The organism is Vibrio fortis (assembly GCF_000695685.1).
GTDB lineage: Bacteria > Pseudomonadota > Gammaproteobacteria > Enterobacterales > Vibrionaceae > Vibrio > Vibrio fortis_A.
In genome coordinates this window covers 444715-469473 of record NZ_JFFR01000002.1, presented here as the reverse complement: position 1 = coordinate 469473, position 24759 = coordinate 444715, and the positions used below count along the sequence as shown (strand labels likewise).

Annotated in this window: 18 protein-coding genes and 1 pseudogene; 6 read left to right on the top strand and 13 right to left on the bottom strand. The window is 44.9% G+C overall.

All coding sequences use genetic code 11. The features are described 5' to 3' along the window. The first annotated feature begins 9 nt into the window (after positions 1–9). Positions 10–705 (top strand): 7-cyano-7-deazaguanine synthase QueC, encoded by a 696-nt coding sequence (queC, locus tag VFDL14_RS20520; protein ID WP_032549145.1) that lies wholly within the window; start codon positions 10–12, stop codon positions 703–705. Here queC and VFDL14_RS20525 read toward each other — a convergent pair. The 4 genes from VFDL14_RS20525 to VFDL14_RS20540 form a co-directional block, all read right to left on the bottom strand. After that, positions 665–2506 carry a diguanylate cyclase gene (locus VFDL14_RS20525; RefSeq protein ID WP_152549195.1) on the bottom strand — a complete coding sequence of 614 codons (1842 nt, stop codon included), beginning with the start codon at positions 2504–2506 and terminating at the stop codon, positions 665–667. The two genes, queC and VFDL14_RS20525, sit on opposite strands and share 41 nt — an antisense overlap. Positions 2507–2857: 351 nt before the next feature. Further along, entirely contained in the window at positions 2858–3208 is a 351-nt protein-coding gene (locus tag VFDL14_RS20530) for a DUF2750 domain-containing protein (RefSeq protein ID WP_032549144.1), read from the bottom strand. A gap of 136 nt (positions 3209–3344) precedes the next feature. Further along, positions 3345–3962: an OmpA family protein gene (locus tag VFDL14_RS20535; RefSeq protein WP_032549143.1), complete on the bottom strand. Its 618-nt coding sequence runs from the start codon at positions 3960–3962 to the stop codon at positions 3345–3347. A gap of 3 nt (positions 3963–3965) precedes the next feature. Next, a complete protein-coding gene (locus VFDL14_RS20540) occupies positions 3966–5279 on the bottom strand; it encodes a TolC family outer membrane protein (protein ID WP_419177358.1) in 1314 nt (437 codons plus the stop codon). 387 nt (positions 5280–5666) lie between these two features. Here VFDL14_RS20540 and VFDL14_RS23630 point away from each other — a divergent pair, with 387 nt between their 5' ends. The 3 genes and pseudogenes from VFDL14_RS23630 (at position 5667) to VFDL14_RS25080 (ending at position 13878) form a co-directional block, all read left to right on the top strand. Further along, on the top strand, positions 5667–7472 hold the full coding sequence (locus VFDL14_RS23630) for an Ig-like domain-containing protein (protein ID WP_050487303.1): 1806 nt from the start codon (positions 5667–5669) through the stop codon (positions 7470–7472). Continuing rightward, positions 7459–8523: pseudogene (locus VFDL14_RS24810) on the top strand (Ig-like domain-containing protein); the annotation flags it as partial. The gene VFDL14_RS23630 and the pseudogene VFDL14_RS24810, both read left to right, overlap by 14 nt. Before the next feature lie 60 nt (positions 8524–8583). Then, the gene (locus VFDL14_RS25080; RefSeq protein WP_152549194.1) at positions 8584–13878 is read left to right on the top strand and encodes an Ig-like domain-containing protein; all 5295 of its coding nucleotides are present in this window, start codon (positions 8584–8586) and stop codon (positions 13876–13878) included. Between the two features lie 93 nt (positions 13879–13971). Here the strand turns inward: VFDL14_RS25080 and VFDL14_RS20545 are convergent, their stop codons facing one another. Further along, positions 13972–15165 (bottom strand): class I SAM-dependent methyltransferase, encoded by a 1194-nt coding sequence (locus VFDL14_RS20545; protein WP_032549142.1) that lies wholly within the window; start codon positions 15163–15165, stop codon positions 13972–13974. A 129-nt stretch (positions 15166–15294) separates the two neighbouring features. Beyond that, on the bottom strand, positions 15295–16698 hold the full coding sequence (locus VFDL14_RS20550; RefSeq protein ID WP_032549141.1) for a methyl-accepting chemotaxis protein: 1404 nt from the start codon (positions 16696–16698) through the stop codon (positions 15295–15297). Positions 16699–16786: 88 nt separating this feature from the next. Here VFDL14_RS20550 and yccX point away from each other — a divergent pair, with 88 nt between their 5' ends. Continuing rightward, positions 16787–17074 (top strand): acylphosphatase, encoded by a 288-nt coding sequence (gene yccX, locus VFDL14_RS20555; RefSeq protein ID WP_032549140.1) that lies wholly within the window; start codon positions 16787–16789, stop codon positions 17072–17074. Positions 17075–17114: 40 nt separating this feature from the next. Here the strand turns inward: yccX and VFDL14_RS20560 are convergent, their stop codons facing one another. From VFDL14_RS20560 to VFDL14_RS20585, 6 genes are all read right to left on the bottom strand, one after another. Beyond that, positions 17115–17444, bottom strand: coding sequence for a TusE/DsrC/DsvC family sulfur relay protein (locus VFDL14_RS20560; protein ID WP_032549139.1), 330 nt, complete (start codon positions 17442–17444; stop codon positions 17115–17117). Between the two features lie 137 nt (positions 17445–17581). Then, entirely contained in the window at positions 17582–18247 is a 666-nt protein-coding gene (locus tag VFDL14_RS20565; protein ID WP_032549138.1) for a Bax inhibitor-1/YccA family protein, read from the bottom strand. A gap of 221 nt (positions 18248–18468) precedes the next feature. Beyond that, positions 18469–19233 (bottom strand): amino acid ABC transporter ATP-binding protein, encoded by a 765-nt coding sequence (locus VFDL14_RS20570; RefSeq protein ID WP_032549136.1) that lies wholly within the window; start codon positions 19231–19233, stop codon positions 18469–18471. A 22-nt stretch (positions 19234–19255) separates the two neighbouring features. Next, a complete protein-coding gene (locus VFDL14_RS20575; RefSeq protein WP_032549135.1) occupies positions 19256–20353 on the bottom strand; it encodes an amino acid ABC transporter permease in 1098 nt (365 codons plus the stop codon). Position 20354: 1 nt separating this feature from the next. Further along, positions 20355–21560, bottom strand: coding sequence for an amino acid ABC transporter permease (locus tag VFDL14_RS20580; protein ID WP_032549134.1), 1206 nt, complete (start codon positions 21558–21560; stop codon positions 20355–20357). A 148-nt stretch (positions 21561–21708) separates the two neighbouring features. Continuing rightward, positions 21709–22737 carry an amino acid ABC transporter substrate-binding protein gene (locus VFDL14_RS20585; protein ID WP_032549133.1) on the bottom strand — a complete coding sequence of 343 codons (1029 nt, stop codon included), beginning with the start codon at positions 22735–22737 and terminating at the stop codon, positions 21709–21711. A 490-nt stretch (positions 22738–23227) separates the two neighbouring features. On the opposite strand from VFDL14_RS20585, the gene VFDL14_RS20590 reads away from it, so the two are divergent. Beyond that, on the top strand, positions 23228–24166 hold the full coding sequence (locus tag VFDL14_RS20590) for a precorrin-2 dehydrogenase/sirohydrochlorin ferrochelatase family protein (RefSeq protein WP_032549132.1): 939 nt from the start codon (positions 23228–23230) through the stop codon (positions 24164–24166). Positions 24167–24270: 104 nt separating this feature from the next. Here VFDL14_RS20590 and VFDL14_RS20595 read toward each other — a convergent pair whose 3' ends face one another. After that, positions 24271–24753: a YajQ family cyclic di-GMP-binding protein gene (locus tag VFDL14_RS20595; protein WP_032549131.1), complete on the bottom strand. Its 483-nt coding sequence runs from the start codon at positions 24751–24753 to the stop codon at positions 24271–24273. Between the last annotated feature and the right edge of the window lie 6 nt (positions 24754–24759).

The following is a 24759-nucleotide window of genomic DNA, read 5'->3' as shown; positions in this document are numbered from 1 at the left end:
GGAATAAAAATGAAGAAAGCAGTTGTTGTATTCAGTGGTGGACAAGACTCAACCACGTGTTTGGTTCAAGCTCTGCAAGAGTATGATGAAGTTCATGCGATTACGTTTGACTATGGTCAGCGTCATCGATTAGAAATCGAAGTTGCGCAGAACCTAGCAAAAGAGCTTGGAGTAAAAGCGCACAAGGTTATGGATGTGACGTTATTGAATGAGCTTGCGATTAGCTCACTGACGCGTGATGACATCCCTGTATCTCATGAACTGCAAGAGAATGGCTTGCCAAACTCATTCGTACCGGGTCGCAATATCCTGTTTCTAACTTTGGCAGGTATCTATGCGTACCAAATCGGTGCTCAAGCGGTGATCACAGGTGTTTGTGAAACAGACTTTTCTGGCTACCCTGATTGCCGTAATGATTTTGTAAAGGCGATGAACTCTGCGCTTGTGCAAGGTATGGACAGAGAGCTAGATATTAAGACACCGCTTATGTGGCTTAACAAAGCGGAAACTTGGGCGCTTGCAGACCAGTACTCGGCGCTTGAGCTTGTTCGTAGTAAAACTCTGACATGCTACAACGGCGTAATTGGCGACGGCTGTGGTGATTGCCCTGCGTGTGAGCTGCGTAAAGTAGGGCTCAACGACTATCTAGACAATCGCGAGCAAATCATGGCTGAACTGGTTCGTAAGCAATCGGTGAATCGCTAAAGCTATTAGTAGCGATGGGGTCGTTATACGCATCAATGATGCAGTTTCTTCCATTTGCTTTTGCTTGGTAGAGTGCTTGGTCAAGCACTGAATAGAGAATATCAAAGTCACTCAATGATTTCTGCGTCGCCAAATAGGCGAAACTTGCGGTAATCGTGAGTGGCTTTTTTGATTCTGATAGAAATTCACTAGTGGAAATAGCGTAGTGGATCTCTTCAACGCGTTCACGCACATCTTCGATATTGGTATCCTTGAGCAGAATGAGAAACTCTTCTCCGCCAAGACGCCCCAATAACTCTCCTTTGTTTAGATGCTTAACGATCTGATGGCTAACATGAACCAAAGCGCGATCGCCGGTAGGGTGCCCAAATTGATCATTAATCGTCTTGAACCTGTCTAGATCTAATAGAACTAATACGTGTTGTTTATTCGCTTTTGAAGATGCTTTAGTCTCTTTCACTCGCTTAATGATTTCCGCACGACTGTACGCCTTTGTCATTGAATCAATGGAAGCTTTACGGCGTATTTTCTTATTCGAGTAAAAAGTGAGACTAGCCGTGACAATAAGTAATAAAACGATGGCGTTATACATCAGCTTTTGCTGTTGCATTTTCTCTATTTGAAGTTGGTTAAGGTCATGTTGATTACGTAGCTGAGAGCTCTCTAATTCTTGTTCGTATTGATTGTGCGCTAAGCTCAATGCCTCTAGTGCTAACCGGTTATCTGTATTGCGAGTCGCGATTTGAGATTGCGCATATTGCTCATAGTAGAAGAGTGCTTGTTGGTGATCTTCTTGAGTCCGGTAAAGCTTCGATAGCTGCATATACACGTCAGCTATATAGCTTTCTCGTTCAACTCGTCTTGCAAGTATCAAGGCGCGCTCGGCGTAATCAAATGCTTCACTCAATAGCTCCTGCTCTTCGAACATTTCGCTAATTGCGAGGTAGGCTTGGATCCGCATCACGTCATTATTGAGTTTGGTAGCAAGGCTCAAAGACTCTGTGAGGTATGCTCGTGCTAAAGGGTATTGTTGGGTTGCGGTATATGCTTTTCCTAAGCCTAGTGTCGTCATGGCCGTGCCGTAGTTGTGACCAGAAGAAGAGAGCAATGTCTTAGCTTGAAGGAACTGCGAAATAGCTAGGTCGTAGCTAGACTGAGCCATATAGAGTTTAGCGAGACTGTGGCGAACCTGTGCTTTCATGAGATCAGAAGCGCTGAGGCGTAAGTTGAGGGCTGCTGTCAAGTATTGTTCTGACTGACCAAATTGTTTCATCTCTTTGAAAAGGTTACCCAAATCATTGTAGATTCCAGATATGTCTTGCCCTTTAGGAAATGACTCAATTAAAGTCATGTAGGTGTTGAGGGCTGCTTGGTAATCGCTTCTGAAGTACTGATTGTTAGCGATGACGCGATAAGCGATAGATTTGGGTACGATAGGGTCTGCAATATCGTTGATGTCTGCCTCAAGGATCGAACAGTAGTAATTGGCCTGATGATAGCGAGACTGTTCATTGAATGAACGACAAAGCTGGTACTTCAATAGCAGCTTACCTGTTTCGTCATTTTGGGCTTTCATCTGTTTAAGCAGCTGAATGAACCCTTGCTGAGCTGTTTGATACTGTCCTTGACCATCTAAGGACAACGCTTCGATAAATTTCACCTCTAACGCTTGGTAATTTTCATCGCCTGAACTCCCTCCGTAGAAAGGTTGATTGTGACGTTTCATGTAGGTGTAGAGGAGGGCAGAAATATATAGTTTTTCACCGTCAGATTCAGCACTGGCGTATCGTGCCTTAAGCATATTGAAGGCTCGAGCTGGATCTGTGTTTAGTGTCGAAAGATACAGAACATTCCAGTCAGAGTTAGGAGTTTCGCCTAAGTGAATTTGAATATCAGCACCTGCCCTATCAATTTCAGATTTGGCAGGTAAGCTTATGAAGATAATTAAGACTAAAGAAAATAGGCGAATCACAGATGAGAGTCTGAACAAGATAAAGAACGTCATTCTAAATTTAGTTTGATCTTGGTTCAAATTATCAGTGAGAAGTGGATAGAAATGTGTGAGTGAAATCTCTGTCCAAGTTTGGAGTATGACTAGAGCTTAAAAAGCAGATAAAAAAATGGCCGCTGTTGAGCGACCATTTCTTATGATTTAGATGTATAGCTTAGCTAGGTCAGAAGGTTCTAGTTCTTTGCCTTCTAGAGACGCATTCCAGTTAACGCCAACTAGTACACCATCTTCAGCCAGCGTTAGTAGCCAATCTTCAACGAAGATATCAAGAGGGATTTCTAGTACTTCGAAATCAGCCCATTCTTCTACGTTGTGCGTTTGAGCATCTTCTTTTGAAGACCAGAAAGGCATAACTTCGCTATTTTCAAATTCAGTAGAGTCACATGCTAGCCAACCTTCTTCGTTACGAAGGCCCCATACAAGTTTAGTTTCTTTTGATTCAGAAACGAATAGATCAAGGTTTGCTTGAGTATCAGCTGTTAGTTTGCTCATGAAATAGTTCTCTATATTGATAACGGGGCAAGGTTACCATTAACGCCGCCTTAGGTACATGGCTTAAATGGGATAACCTATTCCTTTAATGGTTTATTTCAGAGTATTAAATCTTTAAGTTACTCGGGTATGAAGGTTACTTTTCTATCTTAGTAAAGATGTGCCACTCTTCTTTAATGTGCCCCTTAAACCCAGCCACAGATGCCACTACTTTACGATTGAGTGCATGACTAATGTTGTCTTGGTTGATTCCCCCTGAAGCTGAATCACCATAGCCGACAATATTAATTCGTGATGGCGCGATACCATTGCTGATCAGAGCTCGACGTACATTAGCAGCACGTTCTTTTGACAGCATTAAGTTATGCTCTGCATTACCCGTTTTACTCGCGTAGCCTTGCAATTGGATAGTCGTGGTTTCATAGCGTTTCAAAAAGGAGGCCATTTGACGGATCTGGTTCAAGAACGCTGGGTTTATTTCAGTCGAGTTATTCGCAAACAAGATATGTAGTTGCTTCTGTTCAGACGATTCAAAATATGAGCCACAGCCGTCATTATCAATTTCGGCACCAATAGGCGTTCCAGGACAAAGATCACGAGCATTGATAACGCCGTCATTGTCATCATCTTGCAAGTCGTAGATTTGCTCTGGTTTTGGCGTCGGTAAGTAGGCATATTCGTCGTCAAACTGCTGAGCTATGGTGGATGAGGACATCACCATGATGAAAGCAGAGAAAATGCTAGATTTGTTCATTGCTTAGTACTCCACTTCTTCATGCCATTCCTCAGGCGTTTGTACACGTAGAGCAGCGAGTAGGTTTCCAGAGGCGTTCATTACTCTGTATTTCGCATACTGCTCATCATATTTAGCATCGAGGTAATCTTTACGAGCTTCAAAGAGTTCGTTCTCAGTGTTGAGCAAATCAAGGAGTGTACGTTTACCTATACGGTATTGTTTTTCATAAGAAATTACAGTATCAGACGCCGAATCAACGTGGTCAGATAGAAATTCCTTCTGTTGAACTGTTAAATCAAGCGCACTCCAAGATAGCCTTAAGCTCTCCTCTACATTTCTGTAGCTTCTTTCTCTTAGGTCTTTCGCTTTATTGAGTTGATAAGCTGCGCTTTCTGCTCTGTCTTGGTCGGCACCGCCATTATAGAGGTTGTATCTAAGTCGAAGCATCGCTGAAAACTCATTGCTACTGCCTTCTGTGCCACCGGCATCATCTCGCCATGTCTGTGCTGCTTCAACGGATACGGTTGGGTAGTTAGTACTTTTTGATTGCTTATATTGAAACTTGGCAGAATCAACGTCTGCACGAGCAATTTGAATGACAGGGTGCGTTTGAAACGCAAGCTCAAGTGCGCTGTCAATTGTGTAAGGGATTGCTGCTGAATCAGCCCTTGGGAAAGTCAGACCAAGTGGTTTTTGACCTGTAATTCGCTTGAACTGGGTGTGTGTATCGAACAGATTATTTTGAGCTGCGAGTAAATTACCGTGAGCTTTAGCTATACGAGCCTCAACTTGCGACATGTCAGCGGTAGATCCAATACCGGAATCTACACGCTTTTTAATGTCTCGATAGATATCTTTGTGCGTAGCTAGGTTACTTTCAGAAAGAGAAAGTACTTCGTATGCCTTTACTGCATCGAGATAAATCTTGGTTACTTCCAGTGCAGTATCTTGAGCGGTTGCAAGTAATTGGTAGCGTACTGACTCTGCATCAGCTGCTGTACGGTCGATATCATTGAGTGTATTGGAACCATCCCATATTAATTGCGTGAGCGTAATGGTTGCTTCCTTACGGGTGAGGTCGGTGGTATCTGAGTTCGACGCGAGATCAGTATGCTCATAGCCAATGCCAGCGTCTAGGTCGATACTTGGCCTATAAGCACCTCCAGAAGCATCGTTGAGATAACGCTTACTGATGTACTCATTGTAAGCACTTTTGATCTCAGGATTGTTCTCAAGAGTAAATGCAACCGCCTGCTCTAGAGTTTGACCGTATGAAGGTAAACTTAAGAGGACAGCAAGCCCACATGTTGCAGTTTTAATCTTATTCACTGACATCTCCGTAGTGTCCATATTACAAACAAATAATGCTGAGTTAGGTGGCTAAATATAGCGCCAAAAAAATAACGATCGATAAGCATGCTTTAGCAAAAATCAGAAGGTTTGGATTTGGGTTTAGTGTCGATTTTGATACGTCAAAACTGAACAAATCTTACCAGTTGTCATCTTCTTTAATATCTGGAAACACAATAACTTATATCTATGTTTAGAGCATTCAGACTACCATTTGATGTGATCTTTGTCATTAGTCTGTATCTGATTTTGTTAAATGAATGGGTGTCGACTATGAATCGACTGCGCATAGGTGTTATATTTTATCTAATTAGCATTTTTTATGTGTCGCATTTTTGACACACCACTTGAAAAGTGGGTTTAGGGGTAAATATGGATATGACAATTTTAAGCCTAGTAGGCGCACTAGGTGCTGGACAACGTATTGTTATAGGCCTTGACGGCAAGGTTCGTGTTTTAGAAGCTGGCGAAGTACTGCAGCCAGGCGATTTGATTTTGGAAAGTCAAAATGAATCTTCACAACCAAGTCTGTCTGTTAAACGATTTGAAGAAGATATTGAGATTGAACTCGATGCTGAAATCGAAAACATTTTCGCTGCGTTAGAAGAAGGCGCGGATCCAACACAGCTTGGTGATGAGTTTGCTACCGCCGCTGGTGTAAGTGGTTCTAGTCTAACAAATAGCGGAACCATTGAACGTGACGGCGAAGAAACTATCCCTGAAACAGAGTTTGTTACTTCTGGATTTGAGTCTTTAGGACTATCTGAAACTCAAAGTCTTACGCTGTTAGATTCTTTCCGTGCTTTTGCCTCTCAAAACAGTGCGCCAGACATTGTTAGTTTTAATGGCTCCTCAGTCAGTGACACGCTTGCTGTTTCCACAAATGAAGATACCTCCGTTAGTGGCCAACTAGAAGCGACAGATGCTGATGGTGACGCGGTCACTTTTTCAATGGGAGAGGCTCCTCAAAACGGTCAGCTTGTTATTGAGGAAGACGGCAGTTGGACCTATACACCTAATGCTGACTATAACGGAAGCGATAGCTTCACAGTTGTTGTATCTGATGGCCAAGGTGGTACAGATACCATCACAGTTAACGTTGACGTTACCCCTGTCAACGACACCCCAGCGATTGTTGATGGTAACGGTGATCCATTGGGCGATAGTGTTTCAGTAACAACTGATGAAGATACGGCAGTTAGTGGCTCGCTCTCAGCTTCAGATGATGACAACGATTCGTTAAGCTTCTCAAAAGGCAGCGATCCATCTAATGGCTCAGTGACTGTCGATGCAAACGGAAATTGGACGTATACACCAAACGCTGATTATAACGGTAACGACAGCTTCACAGTTGTTGTGTCTGACGGCCAAGGTGGTACTGATACACTGACGGTGAATGTTGGTGTGACTCCAGTTAACGATACCCCAACGCTTGTTGATGGTAACGGCGACCCACTAGGCGACAGCGTCGCTGTAACTACTGATGAAGATACCCCAGTTAGTGGCTCTCTATCTGCATCCGATGGCGATAACGATTCTCTCAGCTTTTCAAAAGGTAGCGATCCGTCTAACGGTTCCGTGACTGTTGATGCAAACGGCAACTGGACCTACACACCAAACGCAGACTACAACGGCAGCGACAGCTTCACGGTTATTGTGTCGGATGGCCAAGGCGGTACGGATACATTAACGGTGAATGTTGGTGTGACGCCAGTTAACGATACCCCGACGATTGTTGATGGTAACGGCGACCCACTAGGCGACAGCGTTGCAGTAACCACAGACGAAGACACCCCAGTCAGCGGCTCTCTCTCTGCGTCCGACGGCGACAATGATTCTCTCAGCTTTTCAAAAGGTAGCGATCCGTCTAATGGTTCCGTGACTGTCGATGAAAACGGTAACTGGACCTACACACCAAACGCAGACTATAACGGCAGCGACAGCTTCACAGTTATTGTCTCTGACGGCCAAGGCGGCACGGATACGCTGACAGTAAATGTTGGTGTGACTCCAGTTAACGATACCCCAACGCTTGTTGACAGTAATGGCGACCCACTAGGCGATAGCGTTGCAGGGGGGGGGGGGGGGGGGGGGGGGGGGGGGGGGGGGGGGGGGGGGGGGGGGGGGGGGGGGGGGGGGGGGGGGGGGGGGGGGGAATGTTGGTGTGACTCCAGTTAACGATACCCCAACGCTTGTTGACAGTAATGGCGACCCACTAGGCGATAGCGTTGCAGTGACAACAGATGAAGATACTCCAGTCAGTGGCTCACTTTCTGCATCTGATGGCGACAATGACTCACTAAGTTTTTCAAAAGGCAGCGATCCATCTAACGGCTCAGTAACCATTGATGAAAACGGTAACTGGACCTACACACCAAACGCAGACTACAACGGTAACGACAGCTTCACGGTAGTCGTGTCTGATGGTCAAGGTGGTACAGACACACTGACGGTGAATGTTGGTGTAACTCCAGCTAACGACACCCCAGCGCTTGTTGATAGCAACGGTGACCCATTAGGCGATAGTGTTGCAGTAACGACAGACGAAGACACCCCAGTCAGCGGCTCTCTCTCTGCATTGGATGGTGATAACGATTCTCTTAGCTTCTCAAAAGGCAGCGATCCATCTAACGGCTCAGTGACTGTTGATGAAAACGGTAATTGGACTTACACACCAAACGCAGACTACAACGGTAACGACAGCTTCACGGTAGTCGTGTCTGACGGCCAAGGTGGCACGGATACGCTGACAGTAAATGTTGGTGTGACGCCAGTTAACGATACCCCAGCAATTGTTGATGGTAACGGCGTCCCACTAGGTGACAGCGTTGCAGTGACAACAGATGAAGATACACCAGTCAGTGGCTCTCTCTCTGCCTCAGACGGTGATAACGATTCGTTAAGCTTCTCAAAAGGCAGCGATCCGTCTAATGGCTCAGTGACTGTTGATGCAAACGGTCACTGGACCTACACACCAAATGCAGACTACAACGGAAGCGATAGCTTCACAGTCATCGTCTCTGACGGCCAAGGCGGCACAGATACACTGACGGTGAACGTTGGTATTACTCCCGTTATCGATGACACCACGGTGAGCCTAACGGCGACAGAGATGGTTGCAGAAGGCGGCACAATCACCTACACCGCGACGCTGACGAATCCATCGGAAGGCGCGGTGACCATGAAGTTGAGTAACGGTCAGACCATCACCATCGCCGACGGCCAGACTGTGGGCACGGTGGACGTGACCGCGAATAACGATGTGTACGAGGGCAACGACGGTGCCAGCGTGAGGGGGGGGGGGGGGGGGGGGGGGGGGGGGGGGGGGGGGGGGGGGGGGGGGGGGGGGGGGGGGGGGGGGGGGGGGGGGGGGGGGGGGGGGGGGGGGGGGGGGGGGGGGGGGGGGGGGGGGGGGGGGGGGGGGGGGGGGGGGGGGGGGGGGGGGGGGGGGGGGGGGGGGGGGGGGGGGGGGGGGGGGGGGGGGGGGGGGGGGGGGGGGGGGGGGGGGGGGGGGGGGGGGGGGGGGGGGGGGGGGGGGGGGGGGGGGGGGGGGGGGGGGGGGGGGGGGGGGGGGGGGGGGGATCAGTGGCGGCAACTTCGTGTAGACGAGTCTAGCTTCAGCGTTGGCGTGGCGGCGGATGGCATCAGTGGCGGCAACTTCGAAAACTTGGATATCACGGACACGGCGACCGTGACCGTGGAAGACACCACCGACACGGCGGTGACGTTAACCTTGAATGACGTGACCGTGAATGAAGGCACAGGTCAGGCGAGCATTACCGCGACGCTAGACCACACGCCAGAAACCGAGCTTGTGGTGACGCTGGACAATGGCGCGACGATCACGTTCGGCACCGATTACGTGGCGGGCGATGAAGTGACGTCAACACCGTTCGTTGTAACAGCTGATTTAGTTCTTAATGTTGACAGCTTTACAGGTGGTAATTTCGAGGTACTTGATGCCAGCGACACGGCACAAGTTAAGTTTAACGACAAACCAACCGCCACCGACTTCTCAGTAACTCTCGACAACCAAGATGAGGCGTTCTTTACGTTTGATGGTGGCCAGTCTGGTTCTCAAGATAACGTTGGTGACGTTGAAGATGACGCTTCTGGTACACCTGTTGAGGTGAAGATTCTTGAAGAACCTCTATTTGGTAATCTTTATGATGTTAGCGGCGGCGGTAAAGTACTGATTGAAGCTGGAGATATCATTAGTAGTGATGCTCAGATCGAATATGAGCAAGACCAGAATGCTGTAGATAGCTTGGATTTCGTTGCTAGTACTTTCGAAAATCAAGTAGGTAATGGTACTTCTAGCGTTAGTTATCTACAAAGTAGCGTTGTTATTAGTGCCGGGCTTTACAGCGGTGCGTCTCCTGTTGGTGACAATATTAGTAGCGAACCTGGCTACCTAGTTTATGACGACGACAATGACGAAGATGGCTTCGGTGTTTCTAAAAATTCGAATTCTACTCAAGGTGAACTTGACGTTATAACAGGCGGGGCTCAAGAGTACATTTCAATTGATTACTCTGCGACAGGCGCATCTATTACTGAAGCTAATATTGAGTTTGGTAGTGTCTATGGCAATTATTTTGCTGGAAATAATGCGGGTGGTCGTATTGAAGTTATTGCACTTGATGAAAGTGGCAACGTAGTTGGAACGTTCTACTTCGATAGTGACGAATCTGGTGAAAATGGACTTACGATTGATAGCAATGGTAATGCGACAGTTAACATTCAAGTCGACGGCGGGTTTACCGAATTAAGAGTGTTCACTACTCAGGACGGCTCTGATAACCCTAATAAAAACTCCAATATCACGCTCAAAGGTGTTGATGTAGTTAGTGCTGAACTTTCTGAAGAAATTGACTATCAGTCAGTGGACTCTAGCGGTTTGGTTAGTGATGAAGTTGCTCAATTGACAATTGTCTCAGGTGATAGTGACTTAGCGCCAGTTGCTCAGAACGATACTGTGTCCGTATTCGGTGGTTTATCTGGTTACTATTACAGTTCAAATGACAGCGTTAATGGCAACATCGACTCTGTACAAGACGCGTTAGATGTTATCGCTGGTAAAGATGCTGACCTCACATTTGAAGCAAAGGATATCAACTATACGTTGAACGGAAATAACAACGGCTTGAGTTCTCAAAGTCAGTTTGAAGACTTCTTGAATAACGATTCTGGCTCTGTTGAAGGTACAGTTGGTGCTCACACTGACGGCGTTGTTCAAATGAGTGGCTCTGTTTATCTAGAAGCTGGTGATTATGCGTTTAAAGTTACTGCTGATGATGGTTACACTATCTTAATTGATGGAGTAGCGGTTGCGACAGTTGATCAGAACCAGTCGTCGACAACTACTATGCATGATTCATTTATGATTGATAGCGATGGTTATCACTCCATTGAAATCGTTTACTGGGACCAAGGTGGTGCCGCTAACTTAGATATCAATCTTGGTACCGTTGACGGCAATGGTAATTACAACAATGGTGAGCATGACCTAAATGACTTCCCATTGATTGGTGACGTTCTGTCTGTACGAGAGGGTGAAACGTTAACCGTAGATTCTTCACTGCTGCTTGCTAACGATTATGATCCAAACATAGGTGACACCGTTACGATCGTCGCGGATGGATTTAGTTCAGCCGATGGAGCAGTGTCATACGATCAAAACAGCGGGGAGATTTCTTTCACGCCGAATAGTAATGTGACTGGTAGTGCGTCGTTCACATATACAATTGTTGATAGCTCAGGCTTGACTAGCAGTGCAACGGTAACAACGACAGTTGCACCAATTAGTAATGGTTTATCGGTTGCTGCGAACTTAACCAGCGTAAATGGAAATGTTGCAGACTCTATCATTGCAGGCATTGAATCTAGTTTGGCGAACGCTACTGTAGATCCAACAGCAGATGGCGATGACAACCACCTTCAGACAACAAGTGGTGCTTGGGTCGAAGCTCTTGGCGGTAATGACACAGTCGTTTACGGCAGCGGGGATCATATGCAGGTACGCGGTGGAGAGGGTGAAGACGTCATTATCGGAAATGATGGTACATCCACTGTTGTAACTGAAAACCTACAAGGCGGTGATGGCAGTGACATTTTGGTTGGCGGTATAGACGCATCAACAAGCATTAATCTGCTGGGTGATGATACTGGAGAGTCTGGTGATGACGTACTCATTTCTCGTAGTCCAACGACAAGCACAGCATACTATGGTGGTTCAGGCAATGATGTTGCTTATCTAACAGGCCAAAGCACTGACTACACCTTTAGTACAGTGGGAGCTCCAGATTTCCGCTTAACTCATACCGGGACAGGTAATGCAAATCACGACTTCTATAGCATCGAGACGTTGTACTTCTCTGACGGTAAGTTTGAAGTTCAAAGCGGCAGTTTAGTTAAAGTTGCTGAGGTTTATGAACTTAACATTGATATCGATCTGAATGATAACGACGGCAGCGAGCAAGTAAGTTCACTGATCGTTAGTGATGTACCTGCAGATGTAACACTCTCCACCGGTACTAAACAAGCTGACGGAACTTGGGTGATTGATCCTGCTGAACTCGATGACGACGGCAAGTTAACAGTCATCGTTGAAGCTCCAGTCGATACAGCGCCAGTTCTAACTGTTACAGCAGGTGCTTACGAAGTTGATGACCAAGGGCAAGCAGCTGACTCGGAAGTATTTGCTGATACTCAAACTGGTGTGGCAATTGCGCCTAGCTCAGGTAGTGAAAACGGAGATAACACGATCACTGGCTTTAGCGGTGATGATGTGTTGTTCGGTGATATTGGGGGTGTTGTTGATAATTCTGTCGCACCAACTAACTACAATATTGCATTAGTTGTTGATACATCAGGAAGTATGAGTGATGCACTCAATAGTAGCAGTAATCAATCTAAGTTAGATGTGGTTAAAGCATCGCTCATTGCTATGTTGGCTGATATCGCATCGCATCCAGGTGTTATTAATCTGGCGCTAATTGGTTTTGAAGCGAGTGCGAGTATAGAAATAGACTTACAGAACTTAGAAGAGTCAGACTTGGAGCAGACAGTTAACTCGGCGATCAATGCTTTGACTGCGGATGGTGCAACTAATTACGAGGCTGCGTTTGATTCCGCTAAAGATTGGTTTGAGGACGACGACCAGCCATCAAGTTACGAAAACTTAACGTTCTTCTTAACTGATGGGAAACCAACTGTATCGAATAGTTCTAACAGCAGTGGTTCTACTACTCAGTTTGATGAGTTTGCCGACTCTGTTACTGCTTTCGATGAGTTAGCGGATGTATCGAAAGTTAGAACTATTGGTATCGGGGATGGAATTGATTCTGAAATACTAGAACATTTTGTTAGTGACAATGGCTCCTCGTACACGTACTCGTCAACTACAACGCAACTTGCAAACTTTAGCTCTGGTACAGGCGAAGCTTGGAGCCTTGATAACTTTATGGTTTCCGGCGGTACAGCAGTACTGACTGATTCGCGTATCTTGTTGACGGATCCAAACGATACTTCTAGTTCAGCGTCGATGACCAGCCCTGAGTTTACAGTTGCTGACGGCGAAGCGTCAGTACTGACATTCGATGCGTCTCAGGGGAGCTATTTCGGTGGCGGCGATGTGTTTAGCTGGAGTGTTCAGAAATTTGACGAACAAACTCAATCATGGGTAAGTGTCTCATCTGGAAGCAGTACAGGCTCGATTGAAACAGATCTACTTCATGAAGGTAAGTACCAGTTAGTACTCTCGGTTTACGAAGACCAAAGTGGATACACTGCAGACGTATACCTAGACAACTTTGTAATTAAGACAGTAACAAGTACGACAGGTGATGTTGAAATCGTTCAATCAAGCCAAGGCCTAGATGCTGCACTTGAGGAAGGTAGTAACGAAATCACGCTACTGCCTGTAGGTAATGATCATCTAAGCGGCGGTGCAGGCAATGATATCTTATTTGGCGATGCTATTAACACTGATGGCTTGCCATGGACTGAAAGTGGTCTTGTTCGCCCAGATTCGTTGCCTGATGGCTCGGGTATGGAAGCACTGACGACGTTCTTGAAGATGTTGAATGGTGCAGAACCTACAGAAATGGAAATCTATGAATATGTTAAAGATAACCATGAGCTGTTTAATGCCGATAGTGACACTCGAGGTGGAGACGATGCCGTTGCCGGTGGGCTAGGTGATGACATCCTTTATGGCCAAGGTGGTGACGATACACTGATTGGTGGATTGGGTGATGACATTCTAACTGGTGGTGAAGGAGAGGATATCTTTAAGTGGGTAGACATGGACGATGGTTCTTCCGACACTGTTACTGATTTCAGTGTGGCAGATGGAGACAAGCTTGACCTATCTGAGCTATTGGCTGACCTTGAGACAGATGATATTAATGCTCTGCTAAACAACATCGAAGGTTCGATCACTGATAACGGCAATGGGGGCTCAGCACTAACCATTGATAAAGGTGGCGAGTCTATGACAATTGAGTTTAACAATGTCACTTCATCAGAGTTAACAGATTATCTATTTAATCAAGATGGTTTGAAATACACTGATAGCTAATGTTCATTGAAGCTCATTAGATAACAAAAGGGTCACCAAACGGTGACCCTTTTTACTTCTTAATCTTTAACGAGATATGTAATGCTTAAAGAACTAAAGAACCTTACACGCAAAACCTTTTAGGTAGAAACCTTCAGGGTAGGCTGTGTCTGTCAGGTGGTCTGCAGCTTGTTCGAAGCGCTCTACAAACTTAACTGTGCGACCAGCGTCGATAGCAGCATCGGCAATGATTTTTTGGAACAGGTCAGTGCCCATTAAGCCAGAGCACGAGTAAGTAAGCAGCGTGCCACCTGGCTTAAGGATCTGCATGGCTAACATGTTCACATCTTTGTAGCCGTTCGCACCTGACGTTAGATTGTTTTTGCTCGAAACGAACTTTGGTGGATCCATGATCACAACATCAAATTTGGTGCCTTGGTCACGGTATTCACGAAGAAGTTTAAATACGTCAGCATTCAAGAACACTGCGCGTTTTTTTGAAATATCGAATTCGTTTAATTCAGCGTTGTGCTTAGCTGTGTCTAAAGCAAGCTGTGAAACGTCAGCGTTAATAACACGTTTTGCTTCGCCTTTTAGTGCGTACAGACCAAAGCCACCAGTGTAAGAGAAACAGTTCAAGACTTCTTTGCCTTTTACGTACTTCATTGATTCTTTACGGCTGTCACGTTGATCTAGATAGAAACCTGTTTTGTGGCCTTCAACGATATTTACGCTGATTTTTACACCATTCTCTTCGATTACAACAGATTTCGGTGGCTCTTCACCATGCAGAACACCGACAGTTTGTTCTAGTCCTTCTTTTTTACGAACTGCAACGTCCGAACGCTCATATACGTTGCAGTCAGGGAAGCACTCCACTAGAGCTTCTACAAGATCAGACTTATGATACTCCGCACCAGCACTTAGCAGTTGGCATACTAGGAAGTTCTGATATTTGTCGATAGTGATGCCGGGTAAACCATCAGATTCAGCGGCAATTAATCGGTAGCCAGTAAGACCATCACGAACAATGATGTCTTCACGAAGCATTTGTGCATCTTTGATGCGCTTTACAAAGAATGCTTTATTGATGTCTTCTTTTTCAAATGTCCAAACACGAGCTCTAATTTGAGAAGCAGGTGAGTAGGCTGCTTTTGCTAGCCATTGACCGTTGCTTGCGAAAACGTCGACCGTTTCACCGAGTTGTGGCTCACCCGTTACTTTGTCGATGCCACGAGAGAATACCCATGGGTGTTTGCGGCGTAGCGATTTATCACGGCCTTTTGCTAGTTGAATCGATGGAGTCATAGTTTACTCTGATTGTTTGAATTCGAAGGTGGTGTATTGTCAGGGAAGCGTTAGGCAAAATCAAACGCCAAAGACGTTAGATACAAAAAAGGGCCACAAAAGCGGCCCTAATCCTCGAAATTACTACTCCTAGGCTTTAAGACCTGTGAGTAATCCTTCCATTGAGTCACTTTGTTGACGAAGTTGGTCAACGTTAGCGTTGCTTTTGCTAATCATGTCGCAGATGTTGTTTGATTGGTTACGAATCTCTTCAACACTTTGTGCGATGTTGTCAGCAACCACACCTTGTTCTTCCGCAGCCGTAGCAATTTGAGTACTGCTGTCGGAAATAGATTGGTTCTTTTCTGCTAATGAACCAATTTCAACGTTAACTTCAGACATCAATGTTTGGCCTTCGTTAGCGTTGTTTACTGTTACTTCCATTAGCTTAGTAAGCGATTGGCTGTTACGTTGTAGCGCTTCAATCATGGTTTGGATTTCAACGGTTGCTTGCTGCGTGCGGCCGGCTAGGGCGCGAACTTCGTCTGCAACGACAGCGAAACCACGGCCTTGCTCTCCAGCACGAGCTGCTTCGATCGCCGCGTTCAATGCAAGCAGGTTTGTCTGCTCCGAAATTGCATTAATGGTCGTTACCACTTCATCGATTTGTGCCGCGTTTGCATCGAGCTCTTCAACCGCTTGAGAAGCCGATTGAATCTCTTGAGAAAGGTTAGAAATTGATGCAAGTGTATTTGACACTTTATGCTGACCACTTTCTGCAACACCATGAGCGTCCATTGTTTGAGAACTCGATTCATGTGCTAGGTTAGCGACTTCACGAATAGTTGAAGCCATCTCTTCAGTCGCACTTGCAAGACTGTTTAGGTGCTCTTGTTGAACGCCTGAAATATCTGAGCTTTGTTGAGTTGATTGGTTCAGGTCAGAACTGATTTGCTGCATCAAAGCGACAGACTCTTGAATCGAAAGCACCATTTTTTGCTCACGCTCTGCTACCTTATCAATAGTGATGGCAATTTCGCTAAACTCATCACGAACCAAGAAGTAGTTCATGCGACATGTCAGATCGCCATCCGCGAGCGTGTTAAGAGCTTTGTTCATCGAGAACATTGCACCGCCTATAAAGGTCATGATGTAGTAAACACCTAGGGCGATTAAAGTAAGCGTGATGCCAATGATCGTGATTTGTGTCGTTGAAAGTGCAGACCAGAGGTTTTGGTCGTGTGTCGCGACTAAGCTAAAGGCACCATTCATCACTGGTACTGCGCCTTCGCCAAAACCTAGAGAGATTGTGTCAGATTGGCTGATAAGCTGCGCCACTTGGTCGCGAGATAGCTGGCCTGCTTCAATAAGTCCTTTCATTAGCATCAGTTCGTCTTGATAAAGATGGACTAAAAGCGCGTCGGCAGCGCTATCTAGGACTAGAGTTAAGATAACAAGAGCTAATACAGGAAGTAGAAAAAGAAGGTAGAATTTCTCTTGGATCTTTAGGTGGATTAGATATTTATCAATCCAGCGGAAAGGGATTTCTTTCATATTAATGGTGCTCAAGTAATTCCACCCAACTGGGGCGGATGAATAGATTTATCAACTATATCACCCAAGTAAATTATGAGGCAATGTTATGGATCGTTCCCATCGTATATTTCTGGTAACAGGTCATGTTCAATGTGTGGGCTTTAGATACTCGACACGAATAAGAGCAATGGATTTAGAGCTAACTGGCTATGCAAAGAATCTAAACAATGGTGATGTAGAGGTTCTTGCTGTAGGAAACAGTGCCAACATTGAGAAGTTGCATACCTGGCTTCATAAAGGTCCAGACACTGCAAGAGTAGAGCGGGTAGCAGAGCAAGATGCTGCTGATATTAAGATTGATGATACCAACAGCAGGTACTTTCAAGTTCTTTAAAAGGTGAGCTTGTTATTTAGTGAGTTATGACTGAAGAGCCTTAGAGGCATTTTGCTGGTTTAGGAAGACCAGCTAGTTTAGTCGCCTGCTTTGCTGGGCCCTTTTTAAACAGCTTAAACAGGTATTTGCTGTTGCCTTTTTCAGGACCATGAGCTTTCTCCATCGCTTTTACAAGCATGCGAACTGCAGGGGAAGTGTTGAACTCTTCATAGAAATCACGCACGAAATGAACGACTTCTAGGTGAGCTTCTGTGAGTTCGATACCTTCGTCATCAGCCAGAATCTCGATCATACCTTCTTCCCATTGCGTGTGGTCTAGAAGATAGCCTTGAGCGTCAGTTTCGATTTGTTTTCCGTTATATTCAAACATGTTTAATCCAGAGTCATATCAATCAGCTGCGTAGAGTACATTACTCAGTGAGGTTTCCCAACAAATAATAGCGAATAGAAAACAAAAAGCCCAAGACGAATCTTGGGCTCTCAAGGGGTATTTAGTTGACGATGTTATTAGTCGTCGTTACCCATAATACCTAGGATGCTTAGTAGGCTGATGAAGATGTTGTAGATAGATACATACAGCGTCACTGTCGCTGAAATGTAGTTAGTTTCACCGCCACGAATGATACCTTGAGTTGTCATCAAGATAGCCATTGTAGAGAACACAATGAATAGGCTGCTAAGCGCTAGGTGTAGAATTGTTGATTGGATGAAAATGCTCGCAATCATACCAACAACTAGCACTACGAATAGTGAAAGCATTAGGCCGCCCATCATTGATAGGTCGCGCTTAGTCGTTAACGCGTAAGCTGATGCTGCCATAAATGATAGTGCGGTACCGCCCAGAGCAGTTAGAACCACATCTCCCATGCCAGCGCCGATGTATGCATTGAGAAGAGGGCCAATAGTGTAGCCTAGGAAACCAGTGAATAGGAATGTAAACACTAGACCCATGCTGTTGTCACGGTTCTTCTCTGTTAGGAAAAGTAGACCATAGAAACCAACCAGCATAATGATTAGACCAGGGCGAGGCAGATTCATTGCCATCGAAATGCCTGCTACAACAGCAGACCAAAGTAGTGTCATTGAAAGTAGCGCGTAGGTGTTACGCAGTACTTTGTTGGTTTGCAGAGCGCTCTCTTGAGAGGCCGTGCGAGAAAACATAGGGCTGTTCATAATCTTCCTCGTAAGGTGATATCAATAGTTATTAGTACATTTATGGGGCTGAAAGTTCGAAAAATCAAGCCTTTCATTCAATTTGTCTGCTTAAAATGATAATCAAAATAGAGAGTTAAGTGTTTTTCAAGGTGTAACACAATGTAACTGTGCGACGGTATCTTGTCCTCTAAAATAGAAAGGGCAGCAAAAATAGCTGCCCTGTTAGGTAGATAAGGATTTTAGTGGTGTAGAATCTGACTCAAGAAGTTTTGAGTTCGATCGGACTGCGGGTTTTCGAAGAAGTCGACAGGATTGTTCTCTTCGATGATTTCACCCGCATCCATAAAGATCACTCGGTCGGCTACTTCTTTCGCAAAGCCCATTTCATGCGTAACACAAAGCATGGTCATACCTTCTTCCGCTAATTCAACCATAACGTCTAGAACCTCACGAACCATCTCTGGGTCAAGTGCCGAAGTTGGTTCATCGAACAACATTACTTGTGGGTTCATACATAGAGAGCGTGCGATTGCTACACGTTGTTGCTGACCACCAGAAAGCTGACCTGGAAACTTATCCGCTTGCTCTGGGATTTTTACACGTTCTAGGTATTTCATTGCGATTGCTTCAGCTTCTTCCTTCGGCATTTTCTTTACCCAAATTGGAGCTAGGGTACAGTTCTCTAATACAGTAAGGTGAGGGAACAGGTTGAAGTGCTGAAAACACATGCCTACGTCTTTACGTACGGCTTCAATGTTTTTTAGATCTTCAGTTAGCTCATTACCTGAAACAAAGATGTGTCCTTTTTGGTGCTCTTCTAATCGGTTGATACAGCGAATCATCGTTGATTTACCCGAGCCAGAAGGACCACAGATTACGATTTTCTCACCTTTCTTAACTTCTAAATTGATGTTCTTAAGAACGTGAAACTCACCGTACCACTTGTTCATATCTTTTAGTTCAATCATCAATTCTTGAGATTCATTGTTTTGTTGTTGCGTCATAATACGTCCTTGATCTCTTTAACTATCGTTTGTGACCGGTGTGAAGTCTGTTTTCTAGCCATATCGAGTATCTCGACATACCAAAACAGAACACCCAGAACACTAACGCGACAAATACATAACTTTCTGTTGCAAAGCCTAACCACTCAGGGTCGGTGTTAGCGGCTTGACCGATACCCAGTACATCGAACATACCGATGATGAGAACCAGACTGGTATCTTTAAACAGGCCGATAAAGGTGTTTACGATAGATGGAATCGTAATCTTTAGAGCTTGAGGAAGAATGATAAGTCCCATTTTCTTCCAGTAAGTTAAGCCAAGCGCATCTGCGGCCTCATATTGACCTTTAGGAATCGCTTGTAAGCCACCACGGATAACCTCTGCCATGTAAGCTGCACTGAACAGCACCACACCGACTAGTGCACGAAGCAGTTTATCTGTTTCTGAACCCGCAGATAGGAACAGTGGAAGCATTACTGATGCCATGAACAGCACGGTAATCAGAGGTACACCACGCCAGATTTCGATATATACAGTACAGATACTGCGAATAATCGGCATTTCCGAGCGTCGTCCAAGTGCCAGTGCGACACCTATAGGTAGGGACACCACAATACCAACAAGTGCGATGATTAATGTAACTAGCAATCCGCCCCATTTGTGTGTCTCTACAACCTCTAGACCAAATACACCGCCATAAAGTAGAGCGCCAATTAGGAATGGGTAGATGTTCACGAAGAATAGCCAAATCCACGTACGCTTCGGAGTTCCTTCATAGGCTAATAAGCCAACGAAGACAGCAAGCGTAAAGTAGAATAGGCGAGGGCGCCACAGTTCAGCTTCAGGATAGAAGCCGTACATAAACTGTTCCCAACGAACACTGATGAATACCCAGCACGCACCATCACTTGTACAAGCGTCACGTGTCGTACCTACCCAGTCTGCGTTTAAAATACCCCAGTCAAAAACTGTCCAAATTAATGAGAATGCGAAGTAACCCAGAATTACCGTTACGACACTATTCACAGGACCATTAAATAGGTTTTTTCGAAGCCAACCTACAACACCGACCGTATTCGCTGGAGGTGGTAAATCAGGCTGAAATTGATGTGTGCTCATTTTATCTCTCCACCAATGCAACTTTACGGTTATAGATATTCATTAACGCAGAGGTTAATAAGCTCAATGTGAGGTAAACACCCATTGTCATCGCGATAATCTCAATCGCCTGACCAGTTTGGTTAAGAGTCGTACCTGCGAATACAGAAACCAAATCAGGATAACCAATCGCCATTGCTAGTGATGAGTTTTTAGTTAGGTTTAAGTATTGGCTTGTTAGCGGTGGGATAATAATTCTCAATGCTTGCGGAATGATAACCAGCTTCAAAGTTCGAGAACGTGGCAAACCTAGAGACATTGCCGCTTCAGTTTGGCCATGACTTACAGCGTTAATACCTGAACGAACGATCTCAGCAATAAATGACGCCGTATAGATACTTAAGGCAAGCATAAGAGCTGCAAGCTCTGGGATAATGCTAATACCGCCTTTAAAGTTAAAACCTTTAAGAGCAGGATATTCAGCTGAAATTGGCATACCCATGATGAAGTAAACAATGATTGGTAGAACAACAATCAAACCAAGAGCAATACGACCCATAGGCGTCTGTTGTCCAGTTAAACGCTGTTTGTTATTAGCCCAAATATTAATGATGATGGTTGCTACAATACCCGCTATAAAAGCGGCGATAACAATACTACTTCCTGCCTCAAAGACAGGTGCAGGGAAGTAAAGACCACGAACATTAAGAAAGATAGCTTCACCAAGACTTAAGCTTTGGCGAGCTGATGGTAGCGCTTGTAGAACAGCGAAGTACCAGAAGAAAATTTGTAGTAAAAGAGGAACGTTACGGAAAATTTCGATATAAACCGCAGCGAGTCGGCTAACTAGCCAGTTTGATGATAGACGCGCAACACCCATGGTAAAACCAAGAACTGTCGCTAGGATGATACCCAGAACAGAAACGAGTGCGGTATTAAGCAGGCCAACGATGAACGTTCGACCATAAGAGAAGGTTTCGTCATATTCGACGAGTGTTAAACCGATACCAAAGCCAGCTTCTTGGCTAAGGAAATCGAAACCGGTAGCGATGCCGCGCGCGTCCAAGTTCGTTAACGCATTGTTGACGATGGTATAGAAGAAAGCGGCGAGAGCACCAAGAGCGATGATCTGAAAGACGACCGATCTGAAAGTTGGGTTATAAAGAAGGTTTGCGCTTTTAGCTTGGGGCTTTTCCTGGGAAGGAATAGAAGTGTTATTAGGTTTCATACTGCAATAACCTCAAATCCATTTAACAGTTAGGGCGGAAATCCGCCCTAATTTCGTGTTACTCAGTTGTAAATTCAGCGACTCTAGGTCAATCGGCTATTAAAGGATTGGCCAGAAGCCGCTGTGTAAAGTAATCACGTAGTGGCTATTAACGGATTGGTGGAGCGTACATAAAGCCGCCCGCATTCCATAGCGCGTTTACACCACGAGAGATCTGAAGAGGAGAACCTGTACCTACAGTACGCTCGAAACTCTCACCATAGTTACCCACTTGCTTGATAACTTGGTAACCCCAGTCATCACGGATACCTAAGCCTTTACCTTTAGGACCATCAACGCCAAGGATACGCTTGATGTTTGGATCTTTAGATTTCAGCATTTCGTCTGCATTTTTAGATGTAATGCCGTACTCTTCAGCGTTAACCATTGCAGACAGTGTCCACTTGGCAACGTTGAACCATTTATCGTCATCTTGACGAACTACTGGACCTAGAGGTTCTTTAGAGATGATCTCTGGAAGTACTTCAGCAGACTTAGGATCCGCAAGGTTTAGACGAAGTGCGTAAAGGCCAGATTGGTCTGTTGTAAGAACGTCACAACGACCAGCATCGAAACCTTTAGAAGTTTGCGCAGCCGTATCAAATACCACTGGCTTGTAAGACATACCGTTGTTACGGAAGTAGTCAGCAAGGTTAAGCTCTGTTGTTGTACCAGACTGAACACATACAGATGCGCCGTCTAGTTCTTTAGCACTTGTTAGGCCAAGATCTCTCTTAACCATAAAGCCTTGACCATCGTAGTAGTTAACGCCTACGAAGTTCAGACCAAGTGCCGTATCACGGTGCAGCGTCCATGTCGTGTTACGAGACAGAACATCGATCTCACCCGATTGTAGAGCCGTAAAACGCTCTTTAGCCGTTAGAGGAACGTATTTAACTTTAGTCTTATCACCGAGTACAGCCGCTGCAAGAGCTTGACAATACTCAACATCAATTCCTTCCCATTCACCTTTTGAGTTAGGGTTAGAGAACCCTGGAAGACCTGTACTTACACCACAAGTTAGAAAGCCTTGAGATGTGACTTTGTCCAGAGTGCTTTCTGCCGCTGATGCAGATGTTGCCATCATTGCAGTTGATGCAGCTACTACTGAAGCAAGAAGTGTTAGTTTATTTGTCATTTGTATCCTTCCTTGTTAAACCAGGTGACACCTGATACACGTGCTCGATTTGTGTTGTGCTTGCTGTGTTGCTTGTTTTTGTTACCTTTAAGCGTGGCTGCTCAAATCATGATTTGCATTTTGCAAATAAAATTGTGTGCGAATTGAACAACTGTTTATAAGGTTAGGAAAGGATTTGCAGTTTCTCAAATGTATAATTTAAAAAGATTTTTGAGTGAAATCACAAATCCGGACACATTTAGAATGACCAAATGTTACGTGAATGTAAATAGTGCAAGGGCTCACACTGTTGGTGCAACGAGATTTAGGTTTCTAATTTCTCAATAGCCTAGCTGAATATATTGTTTAGGTGATTTTCTGTCGAAATTTTAACCTTAAGAAAATCTGAAATTTGGTGAAATATTATTTTAATTATGCAAATGCACCTAGGATTATGCCCCAAATTTGGTAGCATGCATGAATAGTTATTAAAGAGGTCTCAAGGAAGAAAATGCGTTACTTTCCAATGTTTTTAGACATCGAAAACAAACCGATTCTGGTTGTGGGTGGTGGCGAAGTAGCCTGTCGAAAAGTCGATAGTTTGCTTCGAGCCGGTGGCGATGTAACCCTTATATCACCGAAGGTTGAACCTTATTTACAGCAATTAATAGATGAAAATAAACTGCACTGGGTGCAAAATTTTTATTCGTCACAAATGCTGTCGAGTCGTTACTTGCAAGTATGGGCAACTACTGACAACCCAGAGCTAAATCACCAGGTGCATAGTGATGCAAAAAAAATGGGTATTTTGGTAAATGTGGTCGACGACCAGCCATATTGTGACTTTATTACCCCTTCGATGATCAACCGAGGAAGAATTCAGATCGCGATATCCAGTGGTGGTGCGTCACCTGTTTTAGTTCGTAATATTCGTGAAAAGTTCGAGAGCTTATTACCACAAAACTTGGGTCTACTCGCCGACTTTGGTGCTTCGAAACGTAACTCAATTAAAGAAACCTTTCCAACGGTAGATGAACGTCGTAAGTTTTGGGAGCGTTTTTTATCTTCATCCCGTATAGAACGTATTACAGAGCGAGAAGAGCTGGAAGCATTCTATCAAGAGTCGTTAAAGGAAGAGGTAGACTCGCAAGGGCAGGTGACTTGGATTGAGTTTGAGTCAGACGTCGAGCTACTATCAATTAAAGCATTACGTCTGATGCAGGAAGCGGAACTTGTTTTACATCCAGCAGACTGTCCATTTGAATATGTGGATTTGTGTCGTCGTGACGCTGAACGTGAGCAGTTCAAGGATAGTGGTGAGCTGTCTACCAAGCTGATGAAAGCACGTAGCGAGAACTTGCGAGTGTGTGTTTTTGTGCCGCCAAGTAGCGTCGAATTTAATCTGCTTATCGGTAGTGATGTTAAGTTAGCGTCAGGGCGTAGCCTTTAAGTTCTGCTACTCGCCTACGATATGACTGAAATCACTGTCATTTAGAAACACAAAAGCCTCAATGTGATTAGACATTGAGGCTTTTTTATACGGCTAAATTAATATTAGTCGCGGAAATTATCGAACTGGAATGGTTGACCTAGCTCACCGTTGCGAACTAACGCCATAACAGCTTGTAGATCGTCACGCTTCTTACCTGTCACGCGAACTTTCTCACCTTGGATCGCAGCTTGAACTTTGATCTTGTTGTCTTTAATTAGTTTAACGATTTTCTTAGCAACTGGAGTCTCGATACCTTGTTTGAAGATAACGGTTTGGTGCCAATATTTACCAGATTGTTCAGCTTTTTGAGATTCCATAGCTGACACATCTACACCACGTTTGGTTAAGTTACCACGCAGGATGTCACGAAGCTGTTTTAGTTGAAAGTCGTGCTCTGCAGACAGTTTTACTGTTTCATCTTTGAATTCAAAGCTTGCTTCAACACCACGGAAGTCGAAACGTGTCGCAAGCTCGCGGTTTGCATTGTCTACCGCGTGGCGCAGTTCAACGGTTTCGATCTCAGAGATAATATCAAATGAAGGCATGGTTAG

Excerpts from the sequence above, each read along its gene's own strand:
- VFDL14_RS20575 (WP_032549135.1), bottom strand. The coding sequence starts at position 20,353 with ATGAGCACACATCAATTTCAGCCTGATTTACCACCTCCAGCGAATACG.
- VFDL14_RS20550 (WP_032549141.1), bottom strand. The coding sequence starts at position 16,698 with ATGAAAGAAATCCCTTTCCGCTGGATTGATAAATATCTAATCCACCTA.
- VFDL14_RS20530 (WP_032549144.1), bottom strand. The coding sequence starts at position 3,208 with ATGAGCAAACTAACAGCTGATACTCAAGCAAACCTTGATCTATTCGTT.
- VFDL14_RS20565 (WP_032549138.1), bottom strand. The coding sequence starts at position 18,247 with ATGAACAGCCCTATGTTTTCTCGCACGGCCTCTCAAGAGAGCGCTCTG.
- VFDL14_RS20540 (WP_419177358.1), bottom strand. The coding sequence starts at position 5,279 with ATGTCAGTGAATAAGATTAAAACTGCAACATGTGGGCTTGCTGTCCTC.
- VFDL14_RS20545 (WP_032549142.1), bottom strand. The coding sequence starts at position 15,165 with ATGACTCCATCGATTCAACTAGCAAAAGGCCGTGATAAATCGCTACGC.
- VFDL14_RS20525 (WP_152549195.1), bottom strand. The coding sequence starts at position 2,506 with ATGCTTAAGGCACGATACGCCAGTGCTGAATCTGACGGTGAAAAACTA.
- VFDL14_RS20590 (WP_032549132.1), top strand. The coding sequence starts at position 23,228 with ATGCGTTACTTTCCAATGTTTTTAGACATCGAAAACAAACCGATTCTG.
- VFDL14_RS23630 (WP_050487303.1), top strand. The coding sequence starts at position 5,667 with ATGGATATGACAATTTTAAGCCTAGTAGGCGCACTAGGTGCTGGACAA.
- VFDL14_RS20535 (WP_032549143.1), bottom strand. The coding sequence starts at position 3,962 with ATGAACAAATCTAGCATTTTCTCTGCTTTCATCATGGTGATGTCCTCA.
- VFDL14_RS20585 (WP_032549133.1), bottom strand. The coding sequence starts at position 22,737 with ATGACAAATAAACTAACACTTCTTGCTTCAGTAGTAGCTGCATCAACT.
- queC (WP_032549145.1), top strand. The coding sequence starts at position 10 with ATGAAGAAAGCAGTTGTTGTATTCAGTGGTGGACAAGACTCAACCACG.
- VFDL14_RS20560 (WP_032549139.1), bottom strand. The coding sequence starts at position 17,444 with ATGTTTGAATATAACGGAAAACAAATCGAAACTGACGCTCAAGGCTAT.
- VFDL14_RS20580 (WP_032549134.1), bottom strand. The coding sequence starts at position 21,560 with ATGAAACCTAATAACACTTCTATTCCTTCCCAGGAAAAGCCCCAAGCT.
- VFDL14_RS20570 (WP_032549136.1), bottom strand. The coding sequence starts at position 19,233 with ATGACGCAACAACAAAACAATGAATCTCAAGAATTGATGATTGAACTA.
- VFDL14_RS20595 (WP_032549131.1), bottom strand. The coding sequence starts at position 24,753 with ATGCCTTCATTTGATATTATCTCTGAGATCGAAACCGTTGAACTGCGC.
- yccX (WP_032549140.1), top strand. The coding sequence starts at position 16,787 with ATGGATCGTTCCCATCGTATATTTCTGGTAACAGGTCATGTTCAATGT.